Source organism: Blattabacterium cuenoti, from assembly GCF_014251995.1.
Classification (GTDB): domain Bacteria; phylum Bacteroidota; class Bacteroidia; order Flavobacteriales; family Blattabacteriaceae; genus Blattabacterium; species Blattabacterium cuenoti_AE.
This window is the reverse complement of the sequence record NZ_CP059205.1, coordinates 275,488-298,436: the sequence shown is the minus strand read 5'-3', so window position 1 is coordinate 298,436 and position 22,949 is coordinate 275,488. Positions and strand designations below refer to the sequence as shown.

The window sequence follows — 22,949 nt, the reverse complement described above, 5'->3', positions numbered from 1 at the left end:
TAATTTTTTTGTTTATGTAACAGAAACAAATTCTACATTAAATATTTCTTGAAAAGATTTTTTTACCATTTTTTTTACTTCTTTTAAAGAAAGATCTCTTTTTTTCAATTCTTTTTTAAGAGAAGTAACTTCCTGATTAGAAATTCCACAAGGAATAATATAATCAAAATATCGTAAGTCTGTATTTACATTTAAAGAAAATCCATGCATGGTAACCCAACGACTTATTCTAATTCCTATTGAACATATTTTTCTTGATTTTCCATTTTTGTTATGAAACCATACTCCTGTTTTTCCTTTTTTTCGTTCTCCCTTAATTTCATAATTTTTCCATAAAAAATGAATAATAACTTCCTCTAAAAGACGAAGGTATTTATGTATATCTGTGAAAAAACAGTCCATATTTAAAATGGGATATCCTACCAATTGTCCAGGACCATGATAAGTTATATCACCACCTCTATCTGTTTGATAAAACGTGGCATTTATTTTTTTTAAGAAATCCAATGTTACTAATAAATGTTTATCTTTTTTTCCATTTTTTCCTATAGTATATACATGAGGATGTTCTACAAACAAAAAATAACCAGCTTTTTTAAAAGAAAAATTATTCATTTTTTTTTGATAAATAATATTATCAAATAATCTTTTTTGATATTTCCAAGTCTCTCCATATTCTTTTTTTCCTAAATCTTCAAAAAAAAGTACTTTTTTTTTCATATGTTTCTTATTTTTATTAAAAAAAACAAATGTACCTTCCTTTTTTTTCATTTTTGGTACTTTTGACATAAATTATTTTATGCTTCATTTATCAGAACAACAAATCATACGCAGGAAAAAATTAGATAAACTTAAATTATTAGGAATCAATCCTTATCCATCAGAAGAATACATTATTACTGGTTCTATTTTGGATATAAAAAAAAATTTTTTAGAAAAAGAAATTATTAGCATAGCAGGACGTTTAATGCGTTTTCGTTTTTTAGGAAAAGCTTCTTTCGGAGAAATTAAAGATCATACAGATTGTATACAAATATACTTTTCTGAAAAGAACTTATTTTCGGAAAAAATGGGAATAAAGGATACTTATAATATTTTTTTAAAAAAACTCATAGATATAGGAGATATTATTGGAATAACAGGTTTTTTATTTAAAACAAAAATGAATGAAATTACTATACGTGCTCATAAATTAACTTTATTATCCAAATCTATACGACCGTTACCCCAAGTGAAAGTAGATAAAAAAAATAATAAAATATATGACGCTTTTTCCAATACAGAACAACGTTACCGTATGCGTTACGTAGATCTTATAGTTAATGATCATGTAAAAAATATTTTTCTAACAAGAACTCGTATTATACAAAAAATAAGGAACTATTTAGATGATAAAGGTTACTTAGAAGTAGATACTCCTGTTTTACAATCTATACCTGGAGGTGCTATAGCTCGTCCTTTTGAAACTTATCACAATACGTTAGGAATCCCATTATATTTACGTATAGCTAATGAACTTTATTTAAAAAGACTTATTATTGGAGGATTTCACGGAGTTTATGAATTCTCTAAAAATTTTAGAAATGAGGGAATGGATAGAATCCATAATCCAGAATTTACTGTTTTAGAACTTTATATCGCTTATAAAGACTATTATTGGATGATGGATTTCACAGAAAAATTGATGAAGTGTATTTGGAAAGAATTTCAAAAAGAAGAAGAACATAATATTAATTTTAAAACTCCTTTTCCCCGTATCCCTATATTAGATTCTATTAAAAAATATACAGGATTTGATTTAGAAAAAATTAAGGAAGAAGATTTAAGAAAAGTATGTCATAAATTAAACATAGAAGAAAATAGAAATATGAGTAAAGCTAAATTGATTGAACATATTTTTGAAGTAAAATGCGAAAAAAATTATAATGATCCCACATTCATTATTGATTATCCAATAGAAATGAGTCCTTTAACTAAAAGACATCGTCATAAAAAAGATTTATCAGAACGTTTTGAACTCATTATTAATGGACAGGAAATTGCTAACGCTTATTCAGAATTGAATGATCCTATAGATCAACTTAGTCGTTTACGAGAACAAATGAGACTATCTGGAAATAATGAAAAAAATGAATCACTATCAATTGACCAAGATTTTATACGTGCTTTAGAGTTCGGAATGCCTCCTACTGCAGGAATTGGAATTGGAATAGATCGTTTAGTAATGTTGTTAACGAAAAAATCTTCTATTCAAGAAGTTTTGTTTTTTCCACAAATGCGTCCGGAGAAAAATGGTAAGAAATAATTAATTTAAATATTTTTATCTAATCCTAATACTTTTAACCCATTTGTTGTAGCAATTTTTACCAAATGATCTATATTATAGTAATGACAAGCTTCTAACATAACACGTAATTCTATCCATAAGTCACCGTCAGAAAAAGGTTTATAAATGTCACATATGTTATCCGTTCCAAACGCTACTATAATCCCTTCAGGAACCATTTCGTCCACTGGAGTGATAGAATTATGACTAATTGTTAAATGTTCACGTCTTGGATGGTCAATCCAAGCAATAGGACAAGAAATTACCATTAAATCAGCTTTCTTCATTAATTGATATGTTTTATAACGATAATCTCTAGAATGTGCGGCTAAAGAAACACTATGTATGGCAACCACTTTTCCTTGCATTCCATGCTCAATTGTTTTTCTTGCTAATTTTTCGGTTTCTTTTTCTTCGTAAGTATTCAATTGATCAACATGTACATGTACTATTTTTCCTTTTTTTTTAGCTGTTCTTAATAAGAAATCTAAATGTTCATCTTCTTTTCCATAATCTTTAGCAGGTAATCCTCCTATAATATCTACAAATTCTAACGATTTATCGAACCAATATTTTGACTTATCGTTAAGAACTCCTTTTAGGACTTGATTAGCAAAAAGAATATAAATGGAATTTCCATAATTATTTTTCAATTTTTGTGCTGCTTTCAAAGCACGATCTTCAATGATTTCATCTACGTCAATGAAAGTACACAACGCTTGTGTTCCCTGAATTAAAAAATATTCTAAAGCTTTTTCCATTCTCATATAAATATCTTCTTTTGTAGCTAAACGTTTCATTTCATCTATCAGATACCATTTTTTTTTTAGTGGAGAATAAGAATATTTAAAATTTTTTTTTGTTAAAGTATAAGCTCTATCTAAATGAGCATGAGCATTTACCCATCCTCCTTTTTCTTGTATTTTTTCTATGAAAATTTTTTTAGGATTCATAATCTTTTTATTTTTATTTTTATCTTAGATATTGGAAATCCAAATCACTTTTTTAGTAAAAAAAAATGGTTCTTGAAAATAATGATTTAAAGAATATACTATTGCATGAGGAAATTTTTTTATTTCTTCAGAAATATCTCCTCCTTTTAGATAAAAAGATCCATTTTTAATTTTTGAGTTAGATTTGTATTTAAATTTATTTTTTATCCAATTGTGGATATTATCTATTTTAGATACTGCTCTAGTAACTACAAAATCAAATTTACTTTCTAGTTTTTCTGCACGAATACAAATAGGATATGCATTTTTTATATCAAGACAATGTATAATTGTTTTTAAAATTTGAATCTTTTTTTGAATAGAATCAACTAATATAAATTTTGTATGAGGAAAAATTATGGATAAAGGAATTCCCGGAAATCCTCCACCTGTACCTAAATCCATTACATATGATCCAGGAAAAAAAGAAAATACTTTAGCTATTCCTAAACAAAAAAGAACATGTTGTTGATAAAAATCATAGAATGTATTTCTAGAAATTAGATTTACATATGTATTCCAATATGCATATAAGTCTTTTAAGGAAGATAATTTATGGATTTGTTCACTTAACAGATTTGGAAAATATTTTTCAACTAATTTCATAATTATTATGGATAAATAAATTTATAACCAAATTTATTTAGATTTGTGATCATTTCAAATTCTAATATCTATGGAAAATAGATTACTATCTCAACGTTTACAAAATATATCTTTTTCGCAAACCATAGCTATGGCAGCTAAAGCTAGAGAATTAAAAAAAAGAGGTTACGATATTATTAATTTAAGTTTAGGTGAACCTGATTTTTCTCCTCCTAACTTTATTTTAAATGCCGCTAAAAAAGCTATAGATGAAGGTTATCATTACTATACTCCTGTATCTGGATACCTGGACCTTAGAAAGGTAATATGTGAAAAGTTTTACCGTGATAACCATTTAAAATATACACCTTCTCAAATTGTAGTTTCTACTGGAGCGAAACAAGCTATTATGAACCTTCTTTTATCTTTATTAAATAAAAATGATGAAGTTATTATTCCTGCTCCTTATTGGGTCAGTTATTATCAAATGGTAAGACTTTGTGAATCTTATCCTGTAGTAATTCCGACAACTATGGAAAATAATTTTAAGATTCATCCAGAACAATTAGAAAGAGCAATAACATCTAAAACTAAACTATTTATTTTCAGTACTCCTTGCAATCCTACAGGAAGTATTTATTCTTATCAAGAATTAAAAGATTTATCAAATATCTTTAAAAAACATCCAGAGGTTATGATTCTTTCTGATGAGATTTATGAGTACATTTCTTATTCTAAAGAACCTGTCACTAGCATTGCTATATTTCCTGATATTTATAATCAAGTTATTACATTAAATGGTATTTCTAAAGCATTTTCAATGACTGGATGGAGAATTGGATATATAGGTGCTCCAGAATGGATTTCTAAATCTTGTGATAAAATACAGGGACAAATGACCTCTTGTGCTAATTCTATTGCACAGAGGGCAGCTATTTGTGCATTAAAATCTAATCCAAGTGAAATAGAATATATGATTAAAAAGTTTAAGAAAAGAAGAGATTTGGTTTTAAATATGATTAAAAAAATTGATGGATTCCAATTAAATAATAAACCAGATGGTGCTTTTTACGTTTTTCCAAAAATTTCATTTTTTTTTGGGAAAAAATTACACGGAAAAATTATTAAAAATGCAGATGATTTTTCTGAATTATTGCTGAATAAAGCTAGGGTTGCCACTGTAAGTGGAAGTGCTTTTGGAAATGATGAATGTTTGCGAATTTCTTACGCTTCTTCCGAAGATAAAATTATAGAAGCCTTTAAAAGAATAAAAAAGACCTTAACCTTGATCTAGATAAAAAAGTTCATAAAACAACAAAACAATAAGGGTGGGCGACCGGATTCGAACCGGCGACCCTCAGAACCACAATCTGATGCTCTAAACCAACTGAGCTACGTCCACCATTAATGTTATTAAATAATTAAACTTAAAAAGTTAAAAAACCAAATATAACTAAATTAATAACAAAAACTTTCTATAATTTTTTTACAAAAAGAAAAAAGATCACTGTATATCCATTTTTTAATGAATTTTTTTTCTTCAAAAGGGTATAAAAGATGTATATTCGCACCTGCGTCTAGTGTAAAATAGATATTTTTTTTATTTTGCATTCTAAAATCCCATACAGAATGAATAATCTTAATAGTGTTTGGTTTCATCAACAAAAAATAAGGATTAGATGTCATAATCATAGCATGAAGAGTTAAAGCTTCATGTTCTACTAATTCTCCAAATTCTTGGAAATCTCCTATTTTTAATATAGATATAAGACGATCCATATTTTTATTGGCACATTTAAACCTTTCTCTAGAATATGGGTTTTCATTCATTAACTGATGTCCTTTTGAACTTAAAATACTTTTAGGTTTTTCATCTACTATTAAAATAGTATCTTCTATTTTTCTAAAAATAGAATGTACCATATATGGATATGGTATAGCATAAAAATTATTGCTACCTTTTATAGATTTATGATACCCCCAAACAACAAGTCCAGAATAAATAGATCTACAAGCACTTCCAGAACCCAACCTGGCTAAAAAAGAAGCTTTTTTGAAGAAAAAATCTTTTTTTATTAAAGAAGAAACTAATCTTTTTTCCATTTCCATAATACATAATGCTAAAGAACTCATAGAAGATGCAGAAGAAGCTATTCCACTGCTATGTGGAAAAGTATTATAGGTTTCTATAATAAAGTTATAGTCCTTCAAAAAAGAGCAATAAAATAAAATATTACGAAAAAATTCAACAGTTTTTGGGAGGAAACTAGTTTTTTCCTTTCCAGAAAAAAAAATTCTTATTGATAAGTTTCCTTTTTTTTTTTTTATATAATAAATCAATCGTGTTACAGTATATACACCTTTCAAAGAAAGGCTAATAGAAGAATTCAATGGGATTTGAATTTTTTTTTTATGTTTTCCCCAATATTTAATTAAAGCAATATTAGAATGACTTCTTTTCGTAATTATTCCATTTGAAATAACTGCAGAACACTTATTTTTTTTTCTATAAAAAAACAATTTATTTTACTTTGTTTTACTTTGATTGATTATTATTAATATAATCTAACATTTTTTTATCATCTAATTCTCCTTCAGAACGAGCAATAACGCAACTGGCTAATCCATTTCCTATTACATTTACAGTTGTTCTAGCCATATCCATTAATTCATCTATACCTACAATAGCTAATATTGGCCAGGTTGGCAATCCAAAAGAAGCAACAGTCGCTAAAAGAATAACTAAAGAAGCTCTAGGTACTCCTGCAACTCCTTTACTAGTTAAAATTAAAGTTAAACCTATAAAGATTTGTTGACTAAAGCTTAAAGGAATACCAGATGCTTGTGCCACAAAAACAGTAGCCAAAGATAAATAAAGAGTAGTTCCATCTAGATTGAAACTATAACCTGTAGGAATTACAAAAGCAACAATTTTTCTTGGAACTCCTAATTTTTCTAAATTTTCCATAAGAAGAGGTAAAGCCGATTCTGAACTTGTAGTAGCAAACGCTAATGATACAGGTTCTGTCAATGCTCTTACAAAACCTTTTAAAGGAACTTTTATCCATAACAAAATAGGAAATAAAACAACCATTAAAAATACAATCAAAGCAATATAAAGGGTTAATAACAATTGAAGTAAATTATATAAAATATCCAACCCCATATGTCCTACTGTATAAGCTATGGCAGAACCTACTCCTATAGGAGCAAAATACATGATAATTTTAGTGAATTTAAACATAATATCCGAAAGACTCTCTGCAAATAGTAATACAGGTGCCCTCTTTTTTTCTTCTAAAAATACCATTGCTACTCCAAAAACAACGGAAAATACTACTATAGGCAACACATCTCCATGATATATAGATTTTATAAAATTTTCTGGAAATACATGAAGAATTGTCTCTTGCCAAGATTTACTTTCTACTTTCGGTAATTGTTGTACTGTAATTCCAGAAGGAATCACAATTCCTACTCCTGCTTGGGATACATTAATAGCAATAAGTCCAATAAATAAAGCTAAAGTTGTAACTACTTCGAAATATAGTAATGATTTCCACCCCATACTTCCTAACTGTTTAATGTTAGAATGACTTGCTATTCCGACTACTAAAGTCGAAAATAATATGGGAGCAATAATGGTTTTTATCAATCTCAAAAATATTTGGGATAAAAATCTTAGTTCTACAGCAATTTTAGGTAGATCTAATCCCATTTCTATTCCTATGATTATGGATAATAAAATCCAAGTAGTTAAATCTTTTTTCAAGAAAGCGTATAATACAAAAATAGATATAACAAAGCATCTCAGTATGCAAAGTGTAAATTTATCTAACCCAAAAAAAGATTTGGATAAATGGACTAATACATAAGCCAATGTACTTAAAAAAGCTATTAATAAAACTTTTTCTTTTTTCATAACTTATTTTGTAAAATTCAATACATCTATAATGTAGATATCTGTAGATATCAAAAATACGATTAAAAAAACTATTGAATTGGCAAGTAACAGACCCGTAGGGACTCGAACCCCAACTAACAGAACCAAAATCTGCTGTGCTACCGTTACACAACGGGTCTATATCATTTGTAAATATATACCATTTTTTTCAAAAACATTAACAATTAATTATTAAATTAAGGTTTTTTATAAAATCATAAAATTATGTCTGTGAAAATACGTTTAAAAAGAATAGGAAGAAAACATAAACCTATTTACCATATAGTTGTATCTGATTCTCGTTCTCCTAGAGATGGAAAGTTTATTGAAAAATTAGGAACTTATAATCCTCACATAGATCCTCCTTCAATTGTGTTGAAAATGGAGAATTCTGTTTCATGGTTAATGAGAGGAGCTCAACCCACTGATACAGTAAGATCTATTTTTTCTAAAAACGGTGTATTACTTAAAAAACATTTGTTAGAAGGAGTAAAAAAAGGTGCTTTAACTATTGAAGAATGTCAAAAAAAATTTGATACATGGTACAAAAAATATAAAATTTAACTTTTTATTTGGTGCAATAACATGGAAATCCCAGTTCTTTTGAAGAAAAGAATTTGAAAATAGAATTAGAACTTTCTTTTATAGAAAAATTTCCTATACTTTCTCTCCTTAAAGAAAGAAGATAAGCTCCAGTTTTTAATTTTTTACCAAAATCATTAGCAACGGATCTAATGTAAGTGCCTCTTCCACATTCTATAAAAAATTTTATGTATGGTATTCCTATTTTTAGGATATGAAAATTATAAATTGTAACACACCTTGGTTTTATTGAAATTATTTTTTTCCCTTTTCTAGCATATTCATAATATTTTTTTCCTTTTTTTTTTAATGCAGAAAAATAAGGAGGAAACTGATTAATTTTTCCTATAAATTTTTCAGATGTTTTTTTAATAATTCTAGGGGTAATATGGTGCAAAGTGGAAGAAAAATTATACTCCCTTGTTTCTGAATCAAAGGATGAAGTTTCACAGCCTAATTTGATTATACCCGTATAGGTTTTTTTATAATCTTGAATTTCATATGCCTTTTTAGTATATTCTCCTGTGAGAATAATTAATAAACCTGTAGCAAGAGGATCTAACGTTCCTGCATGTCCTATTTTTAAATTTATTTTTTTCTTCTTCTTATAATAATAAGAATTTGTATTCATAAGAATAGAAATTTTCATTTTTTTTACAACGTCAAAAGACGTCCATCCCCATGGTTTATCTATTAAAAAAATTTTTCCGTTTTGATATTGAAATAAGTCTTTAATCAAAATACAAAATATTATATAATTTTAGTTGGTTTAATTAAATAATGAATAACAAGAAAAAAAATCCCCGTGATAATTCTATAATATCCGAATAGTTTGAAACTATTGTTTTTTAAGTATCCCATAAATCGTTTAATAATTATTATACTGGTAAAAAAAGAGGCTATATTTCCTAATAATAATAATTCTATTTCTTTAAATGTGAAAGAATCTAACTGAAAATAATAATCAAACAATTTTTTACATGTAGCAACTATAATAATTGGTATAGATAAAAAAAAAGAGAACTCTATAGCTTCTTTTCTATTAATATTTTGCAACATACAAGAAATAATAGTTGTCGCACTCCTAGATACCCCTGGTATTAAAGCTATACATTGAAATAATCCAATAATAAAAGCTTCATAGTAAGTAATTTTACTCTTTTTATCAGAGTTATTTTTTTTATAAAAATTTTCTGATTCCAAAATAATTAATCCTCCTATAAAAAGAGATAAATAAACAAAAATTGGATTTCCTAATAAAAAATTTATTTTTTTTGAACAAAAAAAACCTAAAATTCCTATAGGAAAACTAGATATGAAAATTTTACGGTAAAAATTCCATTTTTGGAAAAAAATCTTTTTTTTATACAAAAAAATAATGGATAATACTGCTCCAAACTGAACAGATACAAGAAATAAATTCATTATTTTATCTTCTAATATTCCCATAACGGAAGCTGCAATAATCATATGTCCTGTGGAAGAAACAGGAAAAAATTCTGTCATTCCTTCAATAATCCCTAACATAATTGATTGAATATAATTCATGATTTATATATTAACTTTTGCATATATTGCATTTTTTTCTATGAAATCTCTACGTGGAGGGACTTCATCTCCCATAAGTATGGAGAATATTTTGTCTGCTTCTAAATAATTTTCAATATTAATTTTTCGTAAAGTTCTTTTTTTTGGATTCATAGTAGTATCCCAAAGTTGTTCTGCATTCATTTCTCCTAACCCTTTGTAACGTTGTATCATTACAGATTTTCTTCCTCCTAATTGATTTAAAATTTTTTCTCTTTCTTGATCACTCCAAGCATATTGATAATGATTTCCTTTTCGTATTAAATAAAGTGGAGGCGTCGCAATGTAAATATATCCTTTTTCTATTAAGAGTCTCATATAACGAAAGAATAGTGTTAAAATTAAAGTAGAAATATGACTTCCATCTGTATCTGCATCTGTCATAATAATAATTTTATTGTATCTCAATTTATTTATATTTAAAATTTCTTTATTTTCTTCTGTTTCTATGAAAACTCCTAAAGAAGTAAAAATATTTTTTATTTCTTCATTTTCAAATATTTTGTATTGTATAGCTTTTTCAACATTTAGTATTTTTCCTCGCAAAGGTAAAATAGCTTGAAAATTTCTATCTCTCCCTTGTTTAGCAGTTCCTCCCGCCGAATCTCCTTCAACTAAGTAAATTTCACAATGTTCTGGATTATTTAAAGAACAATCAGCTAATTTTCCCGGTAAGATACTATTATTATTAATTGGAGTCTTTTTTTGTATTAATTCACGAGCTTTTTTAGCAGCTTGACGTGCTTTAGCTGATAATATGATTTTATCAATAATTTTTTTTCTGTCAATAGGATGTTCTTCTAAATAACTGTCCAACGTTTCTCCTACAATTTTATCTACAACTCCTCCTACCTCATGATTACTCAATTTTGTTTTTGTTTGTCCTTCAAATTGAGGTTCCATTACTCTAACTGATAAAATAGCTGTAATTCCTTCTCTAAAATCGTCTCCAGTTAACTCTAATTTATCTTTAGATAATAAAGTTCCATAACTATCTATATATTTTTTCAGTGTTCTTGTTATTGCTCTTCTAAATCCAGAAATATGAGTACCTCCTTCATAAGTATTAATATTATTTACGTAAGAATAAATTCTCTCTTTGAAAGATGTATTATATTGCATTGCAACTTCCACAATGGTAGTGTCTTTTTCCCCTTCAATGAAAATAATATTCTTTATCAAAGATTCTTGATTTTTATCTAAAATAGGAAGATATTCTTTCAATCCATTTTCAGAAAAAAAATATTCTTCAATATTCTTTCTTTCGTCTTTTAAAAATAAATGCAAACCTTTATTTAAAAAGGATAACTCTTTTAAACGATTAGCTATAATTTCATAATTATATGTAATAGAATGAAAAATAGAAGAATCAGCGAGGTAATAAATTTTTGTTCCTTGCATATCAGTTTTACCTAAAAATTTTACAGGAGAAATAGCCTTTCCTTTAAAATATTCTTGTTGATAAATTTTTTTATCACGATAAATTGTAACTATAAGTTTTTGAGATAAAGCATTGACACAAGAAATTCCTACACCATGTAGTCCTCCTGAAACTTTATAAGAATTTTTATCAAATTTTCCTCCTGCTCCAATTTTAGTCATAACAACTTCAAGAGCAGATTTTCCTTCTTTTTTGTGAATATCTATCGGAATTCCACGACCATTATCAAATACAGTGATAAATCCATTTTTATGAATTGTTACCCATATTTTATTGCAAAATCCGGCTAAAGATTCATCTACTGAGTTATCTACTACCTCATAGACTAAATGATGTAAACCTCTATTTCCTACATCTCCAATATACATTGAGGGTCTAACCCGGATATGTTCTATTCCTTCAAGAGACTGAATACTATCTGCTGTATAATTATTTTCAATATTTTTTGTACTCATATGTTATGATAACATTAATCATTAATGTTGTGTAATTTTTTAGTTTAGTATAGTTTTAATTTTAATCTTTATTTTATCAATCATGAAATAAATATAAAATAAAAAAAATGTTTTTTTATTGAAAATTTTGGATAAAAATTAATTATAGTTGTTAAAAAAAAGTGATAAATTTGCTTATTCTTCTTCGTAGTATTTGTTACAAGTGTTACAAGATTGTATTATTGTTAGATTGTTAATAAATGCAATGAAACTTAAACATAAAAATTCGTTTATGTCCGGAATTTAGCTCTATGCTATTCTATCATAAATTAAAAACTATTCAAAAAATTTAATTTAAATAAAAAATCTCTATTGAGATTACGTTATTTAAGCAAATAAAATTTTTTAATAATTTTGTTCTTAAAAATTTGTATTTCTCTTATTAAGTTCCATAGTTTTTTTATAAAACCAATCTTTTATTTTTTTGTGATGTCCAGATAAAAGAACTTCTGGAACAGCCCATCCTTTATACAAAGATGGACGTGTATAAATAGGTGGTGCTATTAAAGATTCTTTTTGATAAAAAGAATCCGTAATAATGGAATTTTGATTTTTTATAACTCCAGGCAATAATCTAACTACAGATTCTACTACTACAGCAGCAGCTAATTCTCCTCCAGATAAAATATATTTTCCAATAGAAATTTCTTTAGAAATCAAATGATCTCTTATTCTCTGATCGATTCCTTTGTATCGGCCACAAAGAATAATGATATTTTTTTTTTCAGACAGAATTTTTGCATATTCTTGTGAAAAAATATTTCCTTCAGGAGTCATAAAAATTATTTCATCATAATGTCGTTTTGATAATAATTTCGAAAAACACTGATAAACGGGCTCTATTCGAATAACCATTCCCGATCCACCTCCATAAGGATAATCATCTATTTTCTTTTTTTTTCCTAAACCATATTGACGTAAGTCGTGAACATGAATATCAACCAATTTTTTATTAATCGCATTTCTAATTATGGAATTAGAAAAAGGACTATGTAGAATTTCAGGAACTACACTAACAATATCTATATGCATAATATTTTTGGTAATATACACTTTGACTAATAATCTAGGAATGAATCCTAATGAAAAAATTTTACCTTTGTGAATAATTTATGTTAAAAAATGAATTGTACTGTATCTATAGTAGGACGTCCAAATGTAGGAAAATCGACTTTGTTTAATCGTCTTGTGGGAAAGAGAAAAGCTATTGTTCATACTACAAGCGGAGTAACAAGAGATCGGATTATTGGAAATTCAGAATGGAACGGATTTAAATTCTCTGTAGTGGATACAGGTGGTTTTAATTTTTCAAAATTAAAAAATGACATTCTTGAAAGAGAAATAAACAACCAAATTTTAATAGCTATAAAAGAATCTGATGTTGTTTTATTTTTAGTAGATATAACAATAGGTCTTTTGGAAGAAGAGAGAGAAATTGCTAAGATACTAAAAAAATTTCACAAAACAATTTTATTAGTAGTTAATAAAGTAGATAATTTAAAAAAGTCTATATATTACAATAATATTGATTTTTTTCATTTAGGATTTGGATATTATCATTATATATCAGCTATAAATGGTAGTGGAACTGGAGAGTTATTAGATAAACTAATAGAAATATTAAAAAATAAATTTTCTATAAAAAACGAAAATACCAAAAAAAAAGAATTTCTTCCTCGTTTTTCGGTAATAGGACGTCCAAATGTAGGAAAATCGACTTTAATTAACTCTTTTTTAGAGAAGAATCATCATATAGTAACTACTATTTCCGGAACTACTAGAGATAGTCTAGATGTTTTTTATAAAAAATTAGGATATGAATGTATTTTAGTCGATACTCCTGGAGTAAGAAAAAAGTCAAAAATAAAAGAAAACGTTGAGTTTTATTCTTCCATGAGAACAATGAAAACAATAAGAAATACTGATATATGTCTTCTAATGGTGGATGCGTCCAGGGGATGGGAAAAACAGGATATGAATATTTTTAGATTGGTAAAAAAAAATAATAAGGGAATTATAATTCTTATTAATAAATGGGATTTATTTTATGATAACAATTCTTGTGCTCATATTCAAAAAAACTACGAATTATTAATTCGAAAGAAAATATCTCCATTTAATAATGTTCCTATTCTTTTTATATCCGCTAAAAACAAATATGGAATACATCATATTATTTCTATGGCTGATCATATTTTTAAATCACGTAAGAATAGATTAAAAACAAATGTTTTAAACAAAATTATGTTACCAATCTTTAAAAAAAATCCTCCTCATTCTAAAAAAAAATTAATAACAATAAAATATTGCACTCAACTTCCATCATCATATACACCCATATTTATTTTTTTCTCTAATTTTCCTCAATATATAAAAGAATCTTATAAAAGATTTGTTGAAAATAAAATACGTTATCATTTTGATTTTAAAGGAATACCAATACAAATTTTCTTTAGAAAAAAATAATTTTTCGGAATTTATTATTTATTTGTTTTGATGAGATCGTGATAACGCATTTAAAAGGAAAATTAGTAGAGAAAAATAAATCCTATTTAATAATAGATTGCCATGGTGTAGGATATTATATTAATATTTCATTATATACTTACTTTTCATTAGAAAATAAAGGAAAATATATATGTATATACACCTATCTTTTTATAAAAGAAAATCAACATGTTTTATATGGATTTTTTGAAAAAAAAGAAAGAGAAATATTTTCTTATTTGATATCTGTAAATGGAATAGGTCCAAGTTCTGCTATTACTTTATTATCTCACCTTACTCCATCTGAAATAGAAGAGTCCATATATAAAGAGAACATAAAAGCATTTAATGATGTAAAAGGAATTGGAAAAAAAATATCTCAAAGAATTGTTATTGAATTGAAAGATAAATTCACTAAAAAAATAGGTGATAATAAAAATAAAAATGTAATTTTTTTAGGAAAAACACCTTCTTTCATCAAGAAAGAGGCTCTAAATGCTTTAAATGTACTCGGGTTTTCATCTATAGAATCTGAAAAAGTATTGGATGATATTTTAAATAAACATCCAAAATCAGAAGAACTCACCGTAGAAAATCTCATTAAAGAATCTTTAAAAAAATTGTGAAATTATAACTTACTTATACTAATAAAATAAATCTAATACCAAATTATACTCTTTTATTTGTGAATTCAATAATACTTCAACACTTCTTATTATGAAATTTTTTTATTCATCAATTATAGCGGTTATTTTTCTTTTATCCATATTTGATTTAATTGTTGGATTAATTAATGATGCAGTTAATTTTCTAAATTCTGCTATTGGATCTAAAGTGGCTTCTAGAAAAACAATAATGATTTTTGCTAGTTTAGGAATTTTATTAGGAGCTTTCTTATCCAGTGGAATGATGGAAGTAGCAAGAAAAGGTGTTTTTGATCCTTCTTATTTTTATTTTTCAGATATCATTTTCATATTTTTATCGGTTATGATATCAGATATTATTTTACTAGATATTTTTAATACTTTAGGATTACCTACTTCTACTACAGTATCTATGGTTTTCTGTTTATTGGGTGGAGCTTTCAGTATAGCTATGATTAAAATTAGTTCTCCATCAAGTAATGAACCTTTTCATCATTTAAATTTATATATCAAAACAGAAAAAACATTAACAATTAGTATTGGTATTTTCTTATCTATTATAATTTCTTTTATTTCTGGAGCTTTTATTCACTATTTTATTCGTTTTTTATTGAGCTTTGACTATAAAGATAAATTAAAATATGCAGGAATAATATGGACGGCTATTTCGTTGAGTTGTATGACCTATTTTCTGATTGTAAAAGGATTGTATAGTACTTTTGAAGGCTCTACTAATGATCATTTAACAGTGTTTTCTCTATTTATTATAAATTTTATAAAATGGATTCATAATAATTTTTTTATTTTTTTTATTACGTTATTTTTAATATGGCTAATTTTAGCGAAAATATTTGTTTTTTTAGGATACAATATTCTAAAATTTGTTGTATTATATGGAACTTTTTCTTTAGCTATGGCTTTTGCTGGAAATGATTTAGTAAACTTTATAGGCGTTCCTATAGCTGGTATACAATCATATAAAATATGGAAAGAAGCAGGGAGTCCTCCTGCTGAAAAATTCAATATGAAAAGTTTATCTGGAAATGTACAAGTTCCATCATTAATCTTAGTTTTCTCAGGAATTATTATGATATTAACTCTTTGGTTTTCCAAAAAAACAAAAAATATTACTAGTACAGAAATTAACTTAAGTAGACAAAATGAAGGACCTGAAAAGTTTTTATCCAATTCTTTTTCTAGAGGAATTGTGAGATTTTTTTTACTTTTTGGTAATTATTTTTTTCAATTTATTCCAAAAAGGATTTTAGTTAAAATAGAAAAAAATTTTAAGCAAAAAAAAGAAAAAAATGTAGCTTTTGATTTAGTGAGAGCTTCTGCTAATTTGACTATATCTAGCATATTAATCTCTATAGCAACAGTTCAAAAGTTACCATTATCTACTACTTTTGTCACTTTTATGGTATCAATGGGAACTTCTCTTTCAGATAGAGCATGGGATAGAGAAAGTGCTGTTTATCGAATTTCAGGAGTTTTGAAAGTCATAAGAGGATGGTTTCTAACAGGATTAATGGCTTTTACAATAGCGGGAATAACAGCTTCATTTTTATACTTTTTTAAAGCATGGGCTTTATATTCTTTTTTATTTTTAATTATATTTGTTTTTTATAAAAGTTATAAAACTTATCATAAAAAAATAAAAGAAGAAAAACCATTTTTAGATATTATAGAAAATCTTACTTTAGAAAATACATTAAATAAATCTTTTGATATTATCAACCAAATATTTGAATATATAGAGGAAATTTATAAAAACAGCATAGAAGGAATTACTCAAGAAAATTTAAAAACTCTTCAACACAGTAGAAGCACTTTTTTAAAAGTAAAAAAAAAATTTTTAAACATACAAAGTACTTTAATACAAGTAATTAAAAAAACAAAGAACAGTAATTCTACTGTTGGAATCTTTTATTTACATATATACAACAAAACTAAAGAGATTATAGAATCTTCTGATATTATTACTAATCATACATTATTTCATGTAAAAAATAGCCACAAACCTTTAAAATATCAGCAAAAAAAGAATTTAATAACTCTAGAAAATTTAATGATTGAACATTTTTATATTGTCAGAAAAATAACAACAGATAGAAATTATAAAAAAATTCAATTTCCTTGTGAAGTACAAAATAAAATATTAAAGAAAATAGAGGAACAAATGAATCAACAAGTCATGGGAATTACTTATAAAAAATATGGGGAAAAAAATACATTTTTAATGATGGATCTTCTTTTACAGTCAAAAAAAATAGCAGAAAGTGTAGAAGAAATTATTTTATTGTTGTATAATAAGAATAATAAATCATTGAAAATGATACATCATTTGTAGATTTTTAGAATATTTAATTCTATTACAATAGAATATAAAAAAATATTTTTTTGTATTTATTATTTTATTACATAATAGTCATTACGTTACATCCTCGTATGTCTGAAAAATCCATTCTTCCTAATACTTCAAATTCTTTATCATTAATTTTTTTTCCTAAATCTTCAGTAGCAATAAAAGGACAAGATAAATAATTAGACAAATTTATAATATCAATACCTCCAATTTTATTGTTATCTATATGAATAAAAGGATCTTTCGTATCTCTGATATATATTTTCATCCAAGGAGGACATCGAAAAATTCCATCTTTTTTTGAATATGCTTGAGAAAGTAATTCTGTCATTCCATATTCCGAATGAATTTCATTAACAATGAATGATTTTTTCAATATATCATGTAATTCTTCTCTAATTATTTCTTTTTTTACTCCTTTCATCCCTCCTGTTTCCATAATAATTACGTTTTTTTTATATTCATTTTTCTCCTCCATTTTTTCTATAAAATCTAATAGACAAGAACTAAGTCCAAAAAGTAAAATATTTTTTTTGTCAGGAAAAATAATGTTTTTTTCCTTACAGTGGGAAGACAAAAAACGGCTTCCATTTTGAACGGTTTTATGTATCAAATATTTTATCATATAAATCAAAGAAGAATCTTTTCTATCATAGGGGAATAATCCTATGAATTTAAATTTTTTTATAGAACCATAGAAAAATTCAAATCCATTTATAATGCTTTCATTATAAATACTTAAATCTGATATATAATGCTTACTTTTAATTCCTGTTGTTCCACTGCTAGTAAAAATAATGTTTGGAATAATTTTATTTCTATTACTTAAAATACGGTGCGTTTTAAAAAAAGAGATAGGTAAATAGGGAATTTCAGTAATATCTTTTATTTTCGTTGGATCAATTTTCAATAATTGAAGATAATTTCTATAAATCTGATTATTTATTACCTGATAGTGAAATATATCTAATGTTAGATTTTTAAATTCATTGTTTGATCTTATAGAGAAAATTTTTTTTTTAAAATTCATTTTGAAAATGAACTTTGAAAATAAAAATATAATTCTTTTAATTTATTTAATAGATGTCCTTTTTTAGAAAAAAAAAATTGAAACTCTTTTTCAAACGAATTTTGAAAAAAACTAAAAGGAATTATATTTATTTTTTTATTTGTTTCTTTTAGAAAGAAAAGAAACATTGAAATTACGAAAAGATATTTAATTATGCCTAGTATTCCTCCAAAAAAATTATTAACAGGCGTCATCCATGTAATTGTTATAATATATTCTATAATTTTTTTAATCAAAAAAGATAAAAAAATTATGGAAAAAAAAGAAATAATTAAAGAAGAAAATTCAAAAAAATTTGAATTTTTATTTATCATATTAATTTTTTTAACAAAGTTAAATATAAAAATTCCTCTGTAAATAAAAATAAAAAATATCATAAATATAAATAATTGAGATATTAAACCTTTTTTATAACCATGATATCCTCCATATAATACTAAAATAATGATAATTATATCTAATGTTAACATAATAATTAATTAAAAAAATGAAAAAAAAATCTTTGCATCAATTTCATACTGATTGGAATAAAGTAATTCTATACATAAAAAACAATTTTTACATAAAAGAAAAAATCGATATCATTGGAATTATTTATTTAATAGGAGTTCAAGAATTAGGTAAAGGTAAGAATGGATTTTTAAATAGAGAAGATAAAATAAATATTCTACATATCGCAATATGTAGAATATTAGAACCTTTTGGTTATTATTCTTATCTTGGAAAAGACAAAGAAGGATGGCCTCATTATATATTAAAATCAAAAATTCCATTTTTTAATAGAAATGAACAATTATTTTTAATTAAAAAAGCAATTATTCGTTATATGAATGAAGAAAATATTATTGAATGAATAGATTACTAATATGGATCAAAAAGAAATAATTAAGATAAAAAAATATATAAAATGTTTTCATATCAAAAAAAATGAGGATTTAGAAACATTTAAAATAAAATTTTTAGGAAAAAAAAAAGGAATTATAACAGTATTATTTAAAAATTTAAAAAAAATATCCATTCATGAAAGAAAAAATTATGGAAAAATCATTAATGAATTAAAAAAAGAAGTTCAAAATAAAATTTCTCATTATAAATCAATAAATGATATTAATAAAAATAAAAAGGTACTGAATTCTGATTATGATCCTACTTTTCCTGGAAAATCTATAGAAATAGGATCCATTCATCCATTATCCATAATAATAAATAGAATAATAGAAATCTTTATAAGAATTGGATTTATTCATGTAGACGGTCCTGAAATAGAAGATGACTGGCATAATTTTACGGCTTTAAACATTCCGGTTTCTCATCCATCTAGAGATATGCAGGATACTTTTTTTTTATGTAAAAGTCTAGATGTTTTATTGAGGACACATACCTCGTCTATACAAATACGATATATGAAAAATCATTGTCCACCTTTTCGTATTTTATCCATAGGTAAAGTGTATAGAAACGAAACTATTTCATCACATTCAAATTTTATGTTTCATCAAGCAGAAGGATTTTCTATAGATAGAAAAATTTCTTTTTCCGATTTAAAGCAAACTATTCATTATTTAATAACTTCTCTTTTCGGAAAAGAAAAAATTAGATTCCGTCCTTCTTATTTCCCTTTTACAGAGCCCAGTGCGGAAGTAGATATTCATTGCAACAATGAATGGTTAGAAATTATGGGTTGTGGAATGATAGATCCCGAAGTTTTAAAAAATGTAGGAATTGACCCGGAAATTTATTCTGGATTTGCTTTTGGAGTGGGAATAGAACGTTTGGCTTTGATAATTTATCAAATGAAAGATATTAGAACTTATTTCGATAATGATATTCGTTTTTTAAAACAATTTAAAAGCGAGTTTTAGATCGAAATTTCCTTTGTCGAAAAATTTCATATAAAATTATTCCACAAGCTACAGACACGTTTAAAGAAGAAATTTTTTTTATTACTGGAATTTTTACCTTTTCGCAAGAAATTTCCAAATAATTTTTGGAAATTCCTTTTTCTTCATTTCCTAATATTAAAGCTATTGGTCCTGAAAAATCAATATTATACCAATCTATATTGGATTTTTCCGTAGCGGAAACAATTTTTAATCCATAATTTTTTAGAAAAAGAAGAGTATTTTTAATATTTTTTTCTTGACAAATTGGAATCTTAAATAGAGCTCCTGAAGACGTTTTTAACGAATCAGATCCAATCATTGCTGTGGATTTTTTTGGAACAATAATAGCATTCGCTCCAACACATACAGAAGTACGTATTATAGATCCAAAATTTCTTACATCTGTAATTCTATCCAAAACTACTAGAAGTGGATTTATACCTTTTTCATAAAACATAGGTAACAAATCTTTTATATGATAAGTTTCTATGGGAGAAATAATAGCAAAAACACCTTGATGATTTTTATTTCTCAATTGAAAAAATTCTTGTTTTGTAACAGTTTGAATTGGAATATTTTTTTCTTTAGAAAGATGTCTTAATTTTTTGTAAGCATTTGATTCTTGAATCAAACCTTTCTGAAAAAATATTTTTTTAATACTTAGATTAGATCTAATAGCCTCTATTAACGGACGTATTCCATAAACAACTTCCAATTGTTTCATAATTAATGATTATTTCTAGTTTTATTTTTTCTTATTAAAAATTTTAAAAATAGATCTACTCAATAAACTTTTAATGAAAGATCTAGAAATATTTCTTGAGAAAAAGAAAACAAAAATAAAAATAAAAAAATATAAAACAGTTAGAATACTAAATCCTATAATATAATTTCCGAAATAAAAGGAAAGAAAGAAACATAAAGAAAGACTTCCCAAAAAAAAAATAATGATAGAAAATATTAACAAAAAAAAATTGAAAAAAACCTCTCCAATAATAGTGATAAAAAATTGAATAAATTCATTTTTTAAAACACACCATTTTTTATGAATAAAATTTTTAATGAAAATGAACATGAAAAAATAGATACCTTTTAAGTTCCTAATTCATCTTCTACTTTATCTTGTTTATCTTGATTTATTTTTTCTTTTTCGATTTTGTATTTTTTCCATTTATATCCAAAATTGGATTTAATCTGATCTACTTTTTCACCAAATTTTTTACTAATTTCCTGTAAATTATCTCTTAACTCTTCTGTTTTTTTTTCCAATATATTTTTTATTTTTTCCTCTTTTCTTGGAGTTAAAAGAATTCCCATGAATAAACCGGCTATAGTTCCTAAAATAACCCCCCAAAAAAAACTTCCCCCTTTTTTCATAAAAAAACAATTTTATATTTTTTGTATAGAATAAATTTAATCAATTTACAAACAAAATTATATTTTGTATACCTCGTAATGAAATATTTTTCTAATGTTAATCAACAAGAATTTTTCTCTTAAAAAATTTAATACATTTGGAATAAATGTCTATGCTCGTTATTTTGTAGAAGTAAAAAGCATGGAAGAAATTATAAAAGTTATTAATAGATATCCAAATATTCCAAAAGTTTTTTTAGGAAATGGGAGTAACATTCTTTTTTTAAAAAAATACTATCCAGGTATGGTAATAAAAATAGGAATAAAAGGAAAAAAAATAATACAGGAAAATGACCTTCAAGTTATTGTCCAAGCTTATTCTGGAGAAAATTGGAATGAATTTGTCATGTGGACCATAAAAAAAGGATTTCTAGGTTTAGAAAATTTATCATTTATTCCAGGTACAGTTGGAGCTGCTTCTATTCAAAATATAGGAGCATATGGATCAGAAATTAAAGATACTTTATTAAAAATACAAGCATACGAAATATATAACCAAAAAATAATAGAACTCACAAATAAAGAATGTCAATTAGGATATCGTTGTTCTCTTTTCAAAAATTATAATTACAAAAATAAATTTATAATTTTATCTGTTTTCTTTATCCTAAGAAAAAAATGTCAAAGATTGAATCTTTCTTATGTAGAAGTTAAAAAAGAATTAGAAAATATGAAAGTTAACAAACCTACTGTTAACGATTTAATAAATGCACTTTTTCATATAAGAAATCGAAAACTTCCTAATTTAAAAAAATTAGGAAATGCTGGTAGTTTTTTTTTAAATCCCATAGTAGATATTTCTTATTTTAAGAAAGTAAAATTCAAATATCCCACTATTGTCGGTTATAGTGTTTCTAATAGAAAAATAAAGTTATCTGCCAATTCATTAATTGAAAATACAGGATGGAAAGGTAAGAAAATTGGGAATGCAGGGGTGTATGAAAAACATCCTATAATTTTAGTAAACTATGGAGAAGCTAGTGGAATGGACATATTTTGTTTATCAAAACAAATAAGAAAAGACATAAAAGAAAAATTTAACATTCTATTATCAATAGAAGTAAATATTATACAATAATATTAATAAAATTAATTAATTGTCAATTTTAATAGAAAAAATAAAAAAGGAAAAATT

The 22,949-nt window shown here is 25.3% G+C and carries 22 protein-coding genes and 2 tRNA genes; 9 read left to right on the top strand and 15 right to left on the bottom strand.

Features of this window, described 5'->3' with window-relative positions; all coding sequences use genetic code 11:
• Positions 1-12: 12 nt before the first annotated feature.
• Positions 13-720, bottom strand: coding sequence for a lipoyl(octanoyl) transferase LipB (gene lipB / locus H0H51_RS01410; protein WP_185877116.1), 708 nt, complete (start codon positions 718-720; stop codon positions 13-15).
• 79 nt (positions 721-799) lie between these two features.
• Here lipB and lysS point away from each other — a divergent pair, with 79 nt between their 5' ends.
• Entirely contained in the window at positions 800-2,305 is a 1,506-nt protein-coding gene (gene lysS, locus H0H51_RS01405) for a lysine--tRNA ligase (RefSeq protein WP_185877077.1), read from the top strand.
• A gap of 5 nt (positions 2,306-2,310) precedes the next feature.
• Here lysS and H0H51_RS01400 read toward each other — a convergent pair whose 3' ends face one another.
• Both H0H51_RS01400 and rsmG read right to left on the bottom strand, forming a co-directional pair.
• Positions 2,311-3,279, bottom strand: coding sequence for an amidohydrolase family protein (locus H0H51_RS01400; protein WP_185877076.1), 969 nt, complete (start codon positions 3,277-3,279; stop codon positions 2,311-2,313).
• 24 nt (positions 3,280-3,303) lie between these two features.
• Positions 3,304-3,924 carry a 16S rRNA (guanine(527)-N(7))-methyltransferase RsmG gene (rsmG, locus tag H0H51_RS01395; protein ID WP_185877075.1) on the bottom strand — a complete coding sequence of 207 codons (621 nt, stop codon included), beginning with the start codon at positions 3,922-3,924 and terminating at the stop codon, positions 3,304-3,306.
• 70 nt (positions 3,925-3,994) lie between these two features.
• On the opposite strand from rsmG, the gene H0H51_RS01390 reads away from it, so the two are divergent.
• Positions 3,995-5,197, top strand: a complete 1,203-nt coding sequence (locus H0H51_RS01390; RefSeq protein WP_185877074.1) for a pyridoxal phosphate-dependent aminotransferase — start codon at positions 3,995-3,997, stop codon at positions 5,195-5,197.
• Positions 5,198-5,230: 33 nt separating this feature from the next.
• Here H0H51_RS01390 and H0H51_RS01385 read toward each other — a convergent pair.
• From H0H51_RS01385 to H0H51_RS01370, 4 genes are all read right to left on the bottom strand, one after another.
• Positions 5,231-5,305: transfer RNA gene (locus tag H0H51_RS01385), tRNA-His, on the bottom strand.
• A gap of 56 nt (positions 5,306-5,361) precedes the next feature.
• The gene (locus H0H51_RS01380) at positions 5,362-6,423 is read right to left on the bottom strand and encodes a diphosphomevalonate/mevalonate 3,5-bisphosphate decarboxylase family protein (RefSeq protein ID WP_185877073.1); all 1,062 of its coding nucleotides are present in this window, start codon (positions 6,421-6,423) and stop codon (positions 5,362-5,364) included.
• Between the two features lie 16 nt (positions 6,424-6,439).
• Entirely contained in the window at positions 6,440-7,825 is a 1,386-nt protein-coding gene (locus H0H51_RS01375) for a dicarboxylate/amino acid:cation symporter (protein WP_185877072.1), read from the bottom strand.
• A 90-nt stretch (positions 7,826-7,915) separates the two neighbouring features.
• Positions 7,916-7,986, bottom strand: a tRNA-Gln gene (locus H0H51_RS01370).
• A gap of 85 nt (positions 7,987-8,071) precedes the next feature.
• On the opposite strand from H0H51_RS01370, the gene rpsP reads away from it, so the two are divergent.
• A complete protein-coding gene (rpsP, locus tag H0H51_RS01365) occupies positions 8,072-8,410 on the top strand; it encodes a 30S ribosomal protein S16 (protein WP_185877071.1) in 339 nt (112 codons plus the stop codon).
• Positions 8,411-8,414: 4 nt separating this feature from the next.
• On the opposite strand, the gene truB is transcribed toward rpsP, so the two are convergent.
• From truB to trmD, 4 genes are all read right to left on the bottom strand, one after another.
• Positions 8,415-9,167 (bottom strand): tRNA pseudouridine(55) synthase TruB, encoded by a 753-nt coding sequence (gene truB, locus H0H51_RS01360; RefSeq protein ID WP_185877070.1) that lies wholly within the window; start codon positions 9,165-9,167, stop codon positions 8,415-8,417.
• Between the two features lie 11 nt (positions 9,168-9,178).
• Positions 9,179-9,976 (bottom strand): undecaprenyl-diphosphate phosphatase, encoded by a 798-nt coding sequence (locus H0H51_RS01355; protein ID WP_185877069.1) that lies wholly within the window; start codon positions 9,974-9,976, stop codon positions 9,179-9,181.
• A 3-nt stretch (positions 9,977-9,979) separates the two neighbouring features.
• Positions 9,980-11,911, bottom strand: a complete 1,932-nt coding sequence (gene gyrB, locus H0H51_RS01350; protein WP_185877068.1) for a DNA topoisomerase (ATP-hydrolyzing) subunit B — start codon at positions 11,909-11,911, stop codon at positions 9,980-9,982.
• Between the two features lie 399 nt (positions 11,912-12,310).
• The gene (trmD, locus tag H0H51_RS01345; RefSeq protein WP_185877067.1) at positions 12,311-12,982 is read right to left on the bottom strand and encodes a tRNA (guanosine(37)-N1)-methyltransferase TrmD; all 672 of its coding nucleotides are present in this window, start codon (positions 12,980-12,982) and stop codon (positions 12,311-12,313) included.
• 90 nt (positions 12,983-13,072) lie between these two features.
• On the opposite strand from trmD, the gene der reads away from it, so the two are divergent.
• From der to H0H51_RS01330, 3 genes are all read left to right on the top strand, one after another.
• Complete coding sequence (der, locus tag H0H51_RS01340) at positions 13,073-14,416, top strand: ribosome biogenesis GTPase Der (protein ID WP_185877066.1); 1,344 nt, start codon at positions 13,073-13,075, stop codon at positions 14,414-14,416.
• A 38-nt stretch (positions 14,417-14,454) separates the two neighbouring features.
• On the top strand, positions 14,455-15,063 hold the full coding sequence (ruvA, locus tag H0H51_RS01335; RefSeq protein ID WP_185877065.1) for a Holliday junction branch migration protein RuvA: 609 nt from the start codon (positions 14,455-14,457) through the stop codon (positions 15,061-15,063).
• Positions 15,064-15,154: 91 nt separating this feature from the next.
• Positions 15,155-17,431, top strand: a complete 2,277-nt coding sequence (locus H0H51_RS01330) for an inorganic phosphate transporter (protein ID WP_185877064.1) — start codon at positions 15,155-15,157, stop codon at positions 17,429-17,431.
• Between the two features lie 67 nt (positions 17,432-17,498).
• On the opposite strand, the gene H0H51_RS01325 is transcribed toward H0H51_RS01330, so the two are convergent.
• Complete coding sequence (locus H0H51_RS01325) at positions 17,499-18,476, bottom strand: LuxE/PaaK family acyltransferase (protein ID WP_185877063.1); 978 nt, start codon at positions 18,474-18,476, stop codon at positions 17,499-17,501.
• Entirely contained in the window at positions 18,473-18,985 is a 513-nt protein-coding gene (locus tag H0H51_RS01320) for a CvpA family protein (RefSeq protein WP_185877062.1), read from the bottom strand. Before H0H51_RS01320 ends, H0H51_RS01325 begins: the two co-directional genes overlap by 4 nt.
• A 17-nt stretch (positions 18,986-19,002) precedes the next feature.
• Here H0H51_RS01320 and H0H51_RS01315 point away from each other — a divergent pair, with 17 nt between their 5' ends.
• Complete coding sequence (locus H0H51_RS01315; protein ID WP_185877061.1) at positions 19,003-19,368, top strand: hypothetical protein; 366 nt, start codon at positions 19,003-19,005, stop codon at positions 19,366-19,368.
• 13 nt (positions 19,369-19,381) lie between these two features.
• Positions 19,382-20,377, top strand: a complete 996-nt coding sequence (pheS, locus tag H0H51_RS01310; RefSeq protein WP_185877060.1) for a phenylalanine--tRNA ligase subunit alpha — start codon at positions 19,382-19,384, stop codon at positions 20,375-20,377.
• Here the strand turns inward: pheS and rlmB are convergent.
• Together rlmB and H0H51_RS01300 are read right to left on the bottom strand one after the other, a co-directional pair.
• Positions 20,361-21,122: a 23S rRNA (guanosine(2251)-2'-O)-methyltransferase RlmB gene (rlmB, locus tag H0H51_RS01305; protein WP_185877059.1), complete on the bottom strand. Its 762-nt coding sequence runs from the start codon at positions 21,120-21,122 to the stop codon at positions 20,361-20,363. The two genes, pheS and rlmB, sit on opposite strands and share 17 nt — an antisense overlap.
• 368 nt (positions 21,123-21,490) lie before the next feature.
• A complete protein-coding gene (locus H0H51_RS01300) occupies positions 21,491-21,775 on the bottom strand; it encodes a YtxH domain-containing protein (RefSeq protein ID WP_185877058.1) in 285 nt (94 codons plus the stop codon).
• 94 nt (positions 21,776-21,869) lie between these two features.
• Between H0H51_RS01300 and murB the strand changes: the two genes are divergently transcribed.
• Positions 21,870-22,892 (top strand): UDP-N-acetylmuramate dehydrogenase, encoded by a 1,023-nt coding sequence (gene murB, locus H0H51_RS01295; protein ID WP_185877057.1) that lies wholly within the window; start codon positions 21,870-21,872, stop codon positions 22,890-22,892.
• The last annotated feature ends 57 nt before the right edge of the window (positions 22,893-22,949 follow it).

What these genes read in the sequence shown, in the direction of transcription:
- lipB (WP_185877116.1), bottom strand. Translation starts at nt 720, where the DNA reads ATGAAAAAAAAAGTACTTTTTTTTGAAGATTTAGGAAAAAAAGAATAT.
- lysS (WP_185877077.1), top strand. Translation starts at nt 800, where the DNA reads ATGCTTCATTTATCAGAACAACAAATCATACGCAGGAAAAAATTAGAT.
- H0H51_RS01400 (WP_185877076.1), bottom strand. Translation starts at nt 3,279, where the DNA reads ATGAATCCTAAAAAAATTTTCATAGAAAAAATACAAGAAAAAGGAGGA.
- rsmG (WP_185877075.1), bottom strand. Translation starts at nt 3,924, where the DNA reads ATGAAATTAGTTGAAAAATATTTTCCAAATCTGTTAAGTGAACAAATC.
- H0H51_RS01390 (WP_185877074.1), top strand. Translation starts at nt 3,995, where the DNA reads ATGGAAAATAGATTACTATCTCAACGTTTACAAAATATATCTTTTTCG.
- H0H51_RS01375 (WP_185877072.1), bottom strand. Translation starts at nt 7,825, where the DNA reads ATGAAAAAAGAAAAAGTTTTATTAATAGCTTTTTTAAGTACATTGGCT.
- rpsP (WP_185877071.1), top strand. Translation starts at nt 8,072, where the DNA reads ATGTCTGTGAAAATACGTTTAAAAAGAATAGGAAGAAAACATAAACCT.
- H0H51_RS01355 (WP_185877069.1), bottom strand. Translation starts at nt 9,976, where the DNA reads ATGAATTATATTCAATCAATTATGTTAGGGATTATTGAAGGAATGACA.
- gyrB (WP_185877068.1), bottom strand. Translation starts at nt 11,911, where the DNA reads ATGAGTACAAAAAATATTGAAAATAATTATACAGCAGATAGTATTCAG.
- trmD (WP_185877067.1), bottom strand. Translation starts at nt 12,982, where the DNA reads ATGCATATAGATATTGTTAGTGTAGTTCCTGAAATTCTACATAGTCCT.
- der (WP_185877066.1), top strand. Translation starts at nt 13,073, where the DNA reads ATGAATTGTACTGTATCTATAGTAGGACGTCCAAATGTAGGAAAATCG.
- H0H51_RS01330 (WP_185877064.1), top strand. Translation starts at nt 15,155, where the DNA reads ATGAAATTTTTTTATTCATCAATTATAGCGGTTATTTTTCTTTTATCC.
- H0H51_RS01325 (WP_185877063.1), bottom strand. Translation starts at nt 18,476, where the DNA reads ATGAATTTTAAAAAAAAAATTTTCTCTATAAGATCAAACAATGAATTT.
- H0H51_RS01320 (WP_185877062.1), bottom strand. Translation starts at nt 18,985, where the DNA reads ATGTTAACATTAGATATAATTATCATTATTTTAGTATTATATGGAGGA.
- H0H51_RS01315 (WP_185877061.1), top strand. Translation starts at nt 19,003, where the DNA reads ATGAAAAAAAAATCTTTGCATCAATTTCATACTGATTGGAATAAAGTA.
- pheS (WP_185877060.1), top strand. Translation starts at nt 19,382, where the DNA reads ATGGATCAAAAAGAAATAATTAAGATAAAAAAATATATAAAATGTTTT.
- rlmB (WP_185877059.1), bottom strand. Translation starts at nt 21,122, where the DNA reads ATGAAACAATTGGAAGTTGTTTATGGAATACGTCCGTTAATAGAGGCT.
- H0H51_RS01300 (WP_185877058.1), bottom strand. Translation starts at nt 21,775, where the DNA reads ATGAAAAAAGGGGGAAGTTTTTTTTGGGGGGTTATTTTAGGAACTATA.
- murB (WP_185877057.1), top strand. Translation starts at nt 21,870, where the DNA reads ATGTTAATCAACAAGAATTTTTCTCTTAAAAAATTTAATACATTTGGA.